Origin of the sequence: Aeromonas sp. ZOR0002, from assembly GCF_963866995.1 — a bacterium.
Classification (GTDB): domain Bacteria; phylum Pseudomonadota; class Gammaproteobacteria; order Enterobacterales; family Aeromonadaceae; genus Aeromonas; species Aeromonas caviae.
The window spans coordinates 1-8,739 of the sequence record NZ_CAWMFQ010000211.1 but is presented as its reverse complement, the minus strand read 5'-3'; the positions used below and the strand labels follow the sequence as shown (position 1 = coordinate 8,739).

Sequence of the window (8,739 nt, the reverse complement as noted above, 5' to 3'; positions counted from 1 at the left end):
GCGACATTATGCGCAGTCATGCATGTAGATAACACAAAGGGGCCAGAGGCCCCACATTACGCAAGATCAATCAGTTGCTTATCCCAAAGAGCCAAAACAACGTCCATCTGATAGTTGTGCCGGAGCTGTTTTCCAGTCTTAGCCATCACCGCATCCCAAAGCCCATTTCGATCTAGTCTTTGACCATCAGGCGTTTGGAGGATCTCAACAGCCGTAACGGCATAACAGCTGTTGAGAACTGAACGTGAATATTTGCCTTTGCTGACACCACGAACCAGACCTTCGCTACAGAGCCCCAAGAACGCGCTCTTAGGGCAGTTTTTTTCCTGAGATGATGAGCTTGTCGGAAAACCATCTTGTGCAGCCAAAACCCACGCTTCACAAGGGTTCAGCTTATCGTTCTCACACATTATCGCGGCGGCAACGGCCACATTTCCATAGCTCACTGGAGACTCCCCAAAGTAAAGAGGCTGAAAGCCTCTTGGGTGTGTAATGCCGATAACTAGCTTTATCGGCATTAAAATTGACGCGACTCTAGTGAGCGAACGTTCAAAACAACGGTTCTTACGACACCAGCCTCGGAGCCATCACGCTCAAGATAACTGCATGTAACCTCATCGCCATTGATGAACTCTACATACATTGCAGGGTTATTATCTATGCTCAAACTGTAATGTTTATAGTAAACACGATCACCGATATTAACTGACATACCTAACTCCTCGGTTGAGCACCATGCTCCATTCGAATATTGGGGCTATTGCGTGCAAACCAATACCTTAATAACAAAAAACTACTTCGTAAGAGATAACCCCCCTCGCCCGTGGATGTTGTGGGCATGGTTGTCTGGGAATTCCCCCCGTATTACTACCCGGGGGGCTTGAACATCGACAGCCCCAAGCCAATGAATAAAGACAAAGACGGCGTAAGACCTTGAGAGCGGCTTGTCTACGACACGAAGCAAAGGTAGTCACCACCCGCGCCCCATAGCCTTCGGCTGGTCGCTCTGACTGGGGCATTAAAGATCGGTTTGGCAGGAAAGGGGGTGATCCAGTCTTTGGGCAAGATGGGCGCGTTTCGCCGCGAGACGGTTGGAGGCCAAATGGACAGCAGAGGGCGGCTTATAGGGGCTATCGCCCCTGTGTGGTTGTCCCCTACCCCATTAATAGCCCATGCGTCGCACGCACAATGAGAGATAACAAAAAATATTTAACCGAGTATGTCACCATTTCACACGAAGAGGAAAAGAGTAAAAGTTTCGCATGCGAAATTCTGAGGATATGCCAGCCTTGAGACGCTACCCCGCAGGCGGGGGCCCCTTCTCAAGGCATGGCATCTGGGTGTGGATTAACTAAGGGGAAGCGCAGCGAGAGCCATCGTTGCCGAGCTTTCTTGCTGGGGCTTGTTACCCTGACAGTACAGAAAATGCTCCCGTTCATCATATACCAAGCGCAGCAGACAAGGCCCAAGGGAATAGACCTGATAACCGGCCATCATTAAGTCGCTCAGTTTCATCGAGAAGGAATAGGCATTGTCGCCCCTTGCCTCCAGGTAGTACTCAAACTGGGCATGAAACTTACCGGTGTTGTCCTTGTAGGATATATCCGCCCAGCCAGTGATGGTGATATCAAACTTGGAGAATGGGGCTTCCTGCACGCTTTTAGCGGGGGTGGTCGGCATGACGGGGCCCGCCGTCTTCACTTCGGGGTCAGCAGCCGCTGGTGATGCTAGTGCCTGCTCTACCGGCATAGATTCCGATGCTAGTTCATCACTGCCCAGCATATTGAACAGGGACTTTACGCTCATCGGAACACCGATGAAGATGAGGATCACCGCCAACCACAACCACCATCTTTTCCAAAGCGGCACAATGTCGGAGGCTTTGGCCTCCTGAACACTGCCTTCTGTTTGGGTATGGGATTTGTAGAACGGAAAGAACGTCTTGTCGTACCGGCGAACAGATTCAGAAAGACAGGTTGCGCGAGCCCCCGCACCATCGAGCACTTTGCGGGTGTAGGTTTTATCAGAGCCCGCAGCGGCGTGTTTGCTGACCAAGAACTGGATCTCGATCATGTCACGCAGATCCTTGTGCACCTTCCCAAGGGATTGGGTCATGAACAGAATATCGTGACCGTAATGACGGTGCATGGAGAAATATTCCAAGCAGTTGATGAGGTCATCGCTTGCCTTCTTGTTACGCCCTGCTCGGGGGTATTGGAAGTGACATTCATCAATGACAAACAGCGGGCCTTGCCCCTGCTCGTTGCGCCACTCCTCCTGGGTGAAGTGCTCGGGGTCAGAGAAGGCCTTGATAGCACCGTGTTCCCGACTAAAGCCATCCTGACGAACCTCCACGAGATCCCTCACCTCCTCGCCAAACACTGCGATCAGATGATCCATCATCAACGGCAGGTTGGTGACCACCCGACGCCCTTCCTTGATGGCTGGGATCACGTGAAATGCAACTGCTTCATACGATTTGCCAGAGCCGGGACGGCCAACAATGATGTTTAGCGCCATGTTGCCTCCTTATGAACCGAGTCGGGTGAAGGGGATCAGCTGGAGTACAAGGCGAACACCAATCGCCGTCACAATGATGGCTGAGGCATCATTCACCCCCGCGATCGCCATGATGTTCTGCACATCAGCGGGGAGCATGGAGAAGTATTGAATGATGTTCATGGTTCCGAGCATGGAGCCAAGGCCAGAAATAGCCAGGTGAACAATCGACAAGATCGCTTCAAAGAGAAAGCAGGCCAAATCCTTGAGCATGTCAAAAAGCGACAGCAGCAGTGAATAGAGCAGGTTCAGGAAGTCATTCCAGCGGTGAGCAAACCAATCAAGCATGAGAACACCTCATTTTTCGCATGAGAAAATCAAGCAGCGCGGACTTAGCCGCCGAAGACTAAACGTCTGGCCAGCAGGCCGGAGCAGAAAATGACGAAAGCACGAATGGCTACCCAGACATTCGGGGGAACGGTCAGTTGATGGCAACCGAAGTCAGCGAACCCCATGTCAAAACAGATTGTCCAAGTAGGGTATTCCCCTCCCCCTGACAGCTGTAGGCGGAAGCCATTAAGCCAGTCAAAGAGCGCGGTATGTTGCAGCTCTTGCGCAAACCCGCTCCATACACCGGCCATCCCTGCGGGATAACGAGACTTCCACCAAGAGGTTCCCTGTGCGGTATCGGGCTGGGTTTGTGCGGGGACGCTGGTTGTGAAGGTGTCGGAAAGCAGCCGGTTAGTTTCATCAATGCGTGTTTCTACGCCATGAAGGTCAACGGCGTTGGTCGTAGCCAATAGCTGATTGGTGCGGTCGAGACGAGATTCTAGGCCGCCAAGGTTGGAGACGGTAACAGAGCTGGGTATGCTGCCAGTGCCAGTGCCAGTGCCAGTGCCAGTGCCAGTGCCGGAACCAGTACCGGTTCCCGAGCCAGTCCCAGAACCAGTTCCCGACCCTGTACCCGTCCCAGAGCCTGATCCAGTATTGCTACCTTCACCTGGAACGGTTGGCTTCGGGCCAGTGATAACAGGGCGAATTACACCGCCTGCAATTGCGCCAGTATCTGGGTCTGTAGTCGGTTTGCCGGTGATAACGGAATTAATGGCATCACCATATATTGGGTCAGTGACGGGAGGTAGTGGCTTACCCGATGGTAATACAACGGGAGGTGTCCCAATAATATCGAAGTCTGGGCGGTTATCAGGCTTAACCGGAATGACAACCGAGTTATCTACCAGGTGAGGCTTGGGAAGGCGGGTGCCTGGATTTTTCATGTCCTGCAAATAGTGATCAGGGATAGTACCATCAACGCTGACACCATCGAGAACACTCGCTACCGACTCTTCCAAAACCTCTTCTTTGTTTGTTGATTGAACCTTGAGAAGGTCGGTTTGATAGTCATAAGAAATAGCAGAAGTGACAACGGAAGATTTAAGCATAATGTCATTTCTAAACTCATTAACAACAATATCCACGTCATAGGCAAAGCGGTAATTGGTGCCAGAAATACCAAAAAAAACCTTAGATAATGGGTTAGCCTCACAACGATTAGCAAAAACAACTCTTGTATTGTCAGGAGGAACTATATCCTCCCGATAAAACTTACAAGTAGCATTGGTGTCCAAATACTCTCTAGTACGGATTAAAAGAACAGCCTTAGCTTCCTCGGTGATAGAAGCTACACAGGTAGCCATATCAAGAGCTCTGTCACCTTGCTTCCAATATGGATCGTCATATTTGTTTTGAGAAGGGTCTGGGAGGCCAGTCATGCGACTAGGAAGAATGCAGCTAGAAACAGGAGTTGAATCAGAATAAGGAGAATAACTGAACTCCTTCATCAAATCACAGTCAAGATAACCACTTTGAGAAAAATCACAACGCTTAACATTATCGAGGCTATCACCATTTAAAGTAATCCCATAACGCTTGAGCTGGAAAGAAAGCATACCGTAGGGGTCGATCTTTAAATCCTCCTTTGCGAAGTTCTTAAGCAACGGCGGAGTTGATATTGCAACGGCAGTAACAGCAGCAGCGCCAGCTGCGTATTGGACGGCTAGGCGAGTAGCTAAAGTTCTGCCTGTCCATATTGCGGCTTGTTCGGCCATAGCCATAACCACTGGGGCAAATGCTGGCAAAAATGCGCGCGCTTGGTTGACAGGTATCCAAGCGGTGAGAAAGCACAATGAGTACACAAGAAGTCTGCGCCACATATGGGGCTCCAAAAAATTTAGCGGCTAAATTTTTCGCATGAGAAAATGGAATTGTAATATGTTGTACGTTGTAAGACGCTACAACACATTACAGCTATCTTTAGCCGCTAAAATTTTCGCATGAGAAAAGTTCACTTTAGCGGCTAAAGTTTCGCATGAGAAACTTTCAATTAGAAAAGGGGGCTCATGCCCCCTTCATTCCCATAACAAACGCCATTCCTGATAGCCCCCCTATCGTGATAATTGACGACATGAAGACGATATAGGCAAAGGAAGCGGTCATTAGGCTTTGCTGACCAAGCGCTTGGCCAAGGAGATCCCCTTGGTTGCCAGTGCGATGCCAACGATAGTGACACCGGCACTTGCAACGAAGGTGACAACCGTTCCCAAGTTGACAGCAGCAAACATCTGGTCAAGAGCCGATGTGTCTCCAGCGGCGAAGGCCGGTGCGGAAGCTGCAACGATGATGGCAGGAATAGCTTTTTTGATAATAGACATAAGTACCTCACAAGAGATTAATGACTTTTTTCGCTACACCGATAGCGAAGCCAGGAAACCAACCGAGAACAACAACTGCGCCAAACGCCCATGAAAACATAATGGCGATATCTGAAGGTGCTATATCAACGGTGGATTGTTTATATTCCTCTACGGTTTGGATAATCATAGAGGAACATTCTTTGACAGGAGTATCTGTCCGATACAGAAACCCCTGTTCGTTAACTGAAATGCAATAGGCCATTACTGGTTTTGTGCTAAATATTCCCTATGGATATAAAGCATGTACTCCTTGATTTCATCAACTGTCTTTGCTGCACAAGATCTTTGGAAAACACATTCATCATTGACTTCATAGTGAATTATGCTCCCATTTGGAATGAGAGAGCCAACCATAAAATGAGTTCTATTCTCTGTGAAACCATGAACTATTGGGTCGCCATCGTTTGGCGTTACTTTAAATTGCATAAAATGCCTACTCTTGCTTAGTGAGCATTAGAGAATAACACAATAAGCGAAGTGGCAACAAAAGCCAGTCAGTTAATGATTGTAAATTTACACTGGGTTAATACTATTTTTTATGAAGGTGACCAAAATCATCATTCTTAGCACCGCCTTCAATTTCAAAGCCTGCCACGATATTTCTGGCAGGGTTGCGCGGGTCAGCTTCCAACAACAGGGTGATGGGCTGCAATTTCGGACAGTCAGCAATGTTAGCCAGTACAACTGGATCATTTTTCAATGGCATTTCCTTCGCTTCAAAGCCCCAGTTATTGATTTGACACTCTGGCATATCAATGTTGGTTGCAGCGACCAAGAATTGAATATTTGCGAAATCATAGGGTTTGGGGGTCGCTCCTTTACGGGAAATACCTTTGCCGTGGGTGACACACAGAACCATAACGCCAGTAATTTTAGACATGGCTAAACTCTCCATTTTGGTTATTAATGCCCATGCAGTTGGGCTCGAAAAGCGGAATTTCATCTAACTCGGGTGGTAGTGGCATCAAAAGCCGTACCGGTACATCATCAGGGCCCAAACGCCCAATAAGTTGATTTACAATTGAATCACCCGTCAATCCTTCAACATTTTTCAAATAGTTGACCAAGCGGCCAGCCATTTTTGACATGTTTGCCACCGCATTATCTCGGCAAGTTTTGAATTTGTTCTTGAACGTGGTGATGCGTACAGGTTCAATTTCGTTTTTTGATACATCAGAAAGCCATTTTGAAAACTGGGGATACATTCCGGCAAAATATGGATCTGGATTAACCAGCACATCGAGCGGGATTTGTCGGTCTTTACTGTGCAACTCACCTTCGGCACGTACCCAGTTGGGATACTCTGCCGATTGCATCTGCTTGCCCTTTTCATAAATACGAGCACATTTACCATTAATCCGTGAGCCGATATAGAAAGAGCAGCCAGCTGAAGCAATCATGCCAAAGCGTTTCCGCATGGAGTTGTGGATCTCGGGGATAAACTCCCCTGCCTGGATCGCCATCCATTTTGGAGCAGTACCGCGAGCCGGATGGAAATTGCCTATTTCCGCTGCTTCAACCGCTCGGAGATACGATATAACCGAGCCTGAGTAATCATCCAATGCGAGGTCAACTCGAGTAATACGGAGCCCAGGCACCACAGAAATGACACGATGAAGAGCCCCAAAATCCAGCCCATCACATCCTGCCCCAGTGAAAGAAACCATGCAGCCATGGTTGGCAGCTCCCCAAGCGACAAGCCCGCAAGCAATGCCATCAATGAGAATGTCCCCACTGTAGCTGTAGCCGTGAAGGCCCCCGCGACGATGGCGGACGGCAAAGCGAGGCGCAGGGATCGGGACGCCAATTTGGTGATTGAGCTCGTCAAAGAAGATCTCCAGTTCTGAGCAGCAGAGCGCATCGAGAAACTGCACCCCGTAGTTGTGGATCAGGTCGTTGTAAGCGTCCCAGTATTTGCCGTTTGGGTTCACTTCAAACTCGGAGAAATCGAGCAAGCTAGAGCAAACGGCCTTGAGTTCGCGGTGAATGTCAGCGCGGGTTGTGTACTGGGAAGCGAGTACGGTCTCCATGGCTTGAGTCATGGACGGCGTGATCACTGCGGGCGTTTCGTCTTCGGACTTGGCCACATAAAGCGGCTCGGGATAAGCAACGGCGCGGAGGCGCTGCTCTGCCTTTTCGAGACGGTTTGCCGGTACCGGCTGTGCGGGAACCGGACGGCGGAAAATCATGCCATCGACAGCAGGCGTAGGCATGGCAGCCGCCAAAACAGAGGACTTGATATCAAAGCGCGGAATGGCCTTGAGCAAAGCCCCCTGTTTTGCCAGCTCGGTGATCCGCTTGAGCGGTTCAGGCGTGAAGGTGAAGGAGAGGAAATCGATCTTGGTTTTGGGGTTATGACCAGTCATCAAAGAAGACCCCCTGATCATAGAACCCGCGCCAAGTTTCCTCGGTGACTTCGACAGGCACGAAATCGAAATCGGGGTAAGTCAGCGAGAGATAACAGCCGAGTTCGCGGAGATCGGTGAAGAACTCAACCTGACCAGCGATACAAGCAGAAATGTCACCCGTTGGCTCATGTTGCCAATAGGCGTTTCGCTCTGGTTTTACCGGATTGATCGATGTACTCACAACCCTTCCCCCTTTAGTCAGAATGATATCCTTCGATTAATCTAAATTTCTAAGAAATTAGATTAGTAGCCAAACCTTAGATTCTAAGGTCTTAGTTGTCAAGAAATATCATTTCTTAGAATCAAAGCGGTTTAGAATCACCTTGAGCACATTCACAACAGAGTTATCAATATGCCGACTAAGCACATAGATGATCCGACATGGCGAAAGGTAGAAATGGAGACGGTCAGGGCAGTGATTGCCACCAAGACCAGCCTCAAAGATACAGAGGTACTTAAGCTACTGATATTGAAAGGGATTCAAACGATCACAGAGGACGATTATGAGGAATATGTGAAGAGAAAGAAGGGGCGTTAGCTATGCCCAATTCGAGTCCCGCCCTGCCCTAACGCGGGGCCGTTTGTTACGGGCGCAGGAGGACAGAATGAAGAGAACTGAACAATGGAGCCGATTTGATGCGGCTGACGGCTTGGCTACCGAGGCCGATATGGTTGCCTATCTACAAGCCGCTCTTGAAGAAGGTGATCCGGCGCTGCTGACAGCGGCGCTTGATGATGTAGAGCGTGCCCGCGCCAAACTGCGTGGCCAGCCGCGCTACACACTGGACGAACTGCTGGCCCAGTGTGCTCCCAACGCAACTGGATCTGAAGTTGATTGGGGACATGATGCCGGTTTAGAGCATCCAAAAGACTAGCTGCCTAATTCGAGTCCGGCCCTGCCCTAAAGCGGGGCTTTTTTTGTGCCTGGCTGCGCATAAATGCCGTTATGTTACGGGCGCTCTGTCGTTGCGACGATGCCAGCGAGCTGGCCCACGTAGCGGCCTAGTCGCGTCCCCTGCCCTTCGGGATTATCGCAGGGGCAAACCGCTCAACATAACGCCAGCGACATTATGCGCAGT

12 protein-coding genes are annotated in these 8,739 nt (G+C 49.7%); 1 reads left to right on the top strand and 11 read right to left on the bottom strand.

Translation table 11 applies throughout. The annotated features are described in order from the left end of the window. Positions 1-56 precede the first annotated feature (56 nt). The 11 genes from AACR77_RS12520 to AACR77_RS12470 all read right to left on the bottom strand — a co-directional run bounded on the left by AACR77_RS12520 (position 57) and on the right by AACR77_RS12470 (position 7,841). The gene (locus AACR77_RS12520; protein WP_139739370.1) at positions 57-446 is read right to left on the bottom strand and encodes a DUF6979 family protein; all 390 of its coding nucleotides are present in this window, start codon (positions 444-446) and stop codon (positions 57-59) included. A gap of 71 nt (positions 447-517) precedes the next feature. Continuing rightward, positions 518-712: a hypothetical protein gene (locus AACR77_RS12515; protein WP_139739371.1), complete on the bottom strand. Its 195-nt coding sequence runs from the start codon at positions 710-712 to the stop codon at positions 518-520. A 635-nt stretch (positions 713-1,347) separates the two neighbouring features. Further along, positions 1,348-2,520: a zonular occludens toxin domain-containing protein gene (locus AACR77_RS12510; protein ID WP_052224738.1), complete on the bottom strand. Its 1,173-nt coding sequence runs from the start codon at positions 2,518-2,520 to the stop codon at positions 1,348-1,350. 9 nt (positions 2,521-2,529) lie between these two features. Continuing rightward, the gene (locus tag AACR77_RS12505; protein WP_042878245.1) at positions 2,530-2,847 is read right to left on the bottom strand and encodes a DUF2523 family protein; all 318 of its coding nucleotides are present in this window, start codon (positions 2,845-2,847) and stop codon (positions 2,530-2,532) included. A gap of 44 nt (positions 2,848-2,891) precedes the next feature. Continuing rightward, a complete protein-coding gene (locus tag AACR77_RS12500; protein WP_156133342.1) occupies positions 2,892-4,712 on the bottom strand; it encodes a hypothetical protein in 1,821 nt (606 codons plus the stop codon). Between the two features lie 282 nt (positions 4,713-4,994). Then, entirely contained in the window at positions 4,995-5,210 is a 216-nt protein-coding gene (locus AACR77_RS12495) for a hypothetical protein (protein ID WP_052224737.1), read from the bottom strand. Positions 5,211-5,217: 7 nt separating this feature from the next. Then, positions 5,218-5,379: a hypothetical protein gene (locus AACR77_RS12490; RefSeq protein WP_154109889.1), complete on the bottom strand. Its 162-nt coding sequence runs from the start codon at positions 5,377-5,379 to the stop codon at positions 5,218-5,220. A 74-nt stretch (positions 5,380-5,453) separates the two neighbouring features. After that, positions 5,454-5,678: a hypothetical protein gene (locus tag AACR77_RS12485; protein WP_139721555.1), complete on the bottom strand. Its 225-nt coding sequence runs from the start codon at positions 5,676-5,678 to the stop codon at positions 5,454-5,456. A 103-nt stretch (positions 5,679-5,781) separates the two neighbouring features. Continuing rightward, positions 5,782-6,132, bottom strand: coding sequence for a hypothetical protein (locus AACR77_RS12480; protein ID WP_081999299.1), 351 nt, complete (start codon positions 6,130-6,132; stop codon positions 5,782-5,784). Further along, entirely contained in the window at positions 6,125-7,618 is a 1,494-nt protein-coding gene (locus AACR77_RS12475; RefSeq protein ID WP_052224739.1) for a replication initiation factor domain-containing protein, read from the bottom strand. Before AACR77_RS12475 ends, AACR77_RS12480 begins: the two co-directional genes overlap by 8 nt. Continuing rightward, positions 7,605-7,841, bottom strand: a complete 237-nt coding sequence (locus AACR77_RS12470; protein ID WP_081999298.1) for a hypothetical protein — start codon at positions 7,839-7,841, stop codon at positions 7,605-7,607. Before AACR77_RS12470 ends, AACR77_RS12475 begins: the two co-directional genes overlap by 14 nt. Before the next feature lie 424 nt (positions 7,842-8,265). On the opposite strand from AACR77_RS12470, the gene AACR77_RS12465 reads away from it, so the two are divergent. After that, entirely contained in the window at positions 8,266-8,535 is a 270-nt protein-coding gene (locus tag AACR77_RS12465; RefSeq protein WP_052224736.1) for a hypothetical protein, read from the top strand. The last annotated feature ends 204 nt before the right edge of the window (positions 8,536-8,739 follow it).

Excerpts from the sequence above, each read along its gene's own strand:
- AACR77_RS12515 (WP_139739371.1), bottom strand. The coding sequence starts at position 712 with ATGTCAGTTAATATCGGTGATCGTGTTTACTATAAACATTACAGTTTG.
- AACR77_RS12510 (WP_052224738.1), bottom strand. The coding sequence starts at position 2,520 with ATGGCGCTAAACATCATTGTTGGCCGTCCCGGCTCTGGCAAATCGTAT.
- AACR77_RS12505 (WP_042878245.1), bottom strand. The coding sequence starts at position 2,847 with ATGCTTGATTGGTTTGCTCACCGCTGGAATGACTTCCTGAACCTGCTC.
- AACR77_RS12500 (WP_156133342.1), bottom strand. The coding sequence starts at position 4,712 with ATGTGGCGCAGACTTCTTGTGTACTCATTGTGCTTTCTCACCGCTTGG.
- AACR77_RS12495 (WP_052224737.1), bottom strand. The coding sequence starts at position 5,210 with ATGTCTATTATCAAAAAAGCTATTCCTGCCATCATCGTTGCAGCTTCC.
- AACR77_RS12490 (WP_154109889.1), bottom strand. The coding sequence starts at position 5,379 with ATGATTATCCAAACCGTAGAGGAATATAAACAATCCACCGTTGATATA.
- AACR77_RS12485 (WP_139721555.1), bottom strand. The coding sequence starts at position 5,678 with ATGCAATTTAAAGTAACGCCAAACGATGGCGACCCAATAGTTCATGGT.
- AACR77_RS12480 (WP_081999299.1), bottom strand. The coding sequence starts at position 6,132 with ATGTCTAAAATTACTGGCGTTATGGTTCTGTGTGTCACCCACGGCAAA.
- AACR77_RS12475 (WP_052224739.1), bottom strand. The coding sequence starts at position 7,618 with ATGACTGGTCATAACCCCAAAACCAAGATCGATTTCCTCTCCTTCACC.
- AACR77_RS12465 (WP_052224736.1), top strand. The coding sequence starts at position 8,266 with ATGAAGAGAACTGAACAATGGAGCCGATTTGATGCGGCTGACGGCTTG.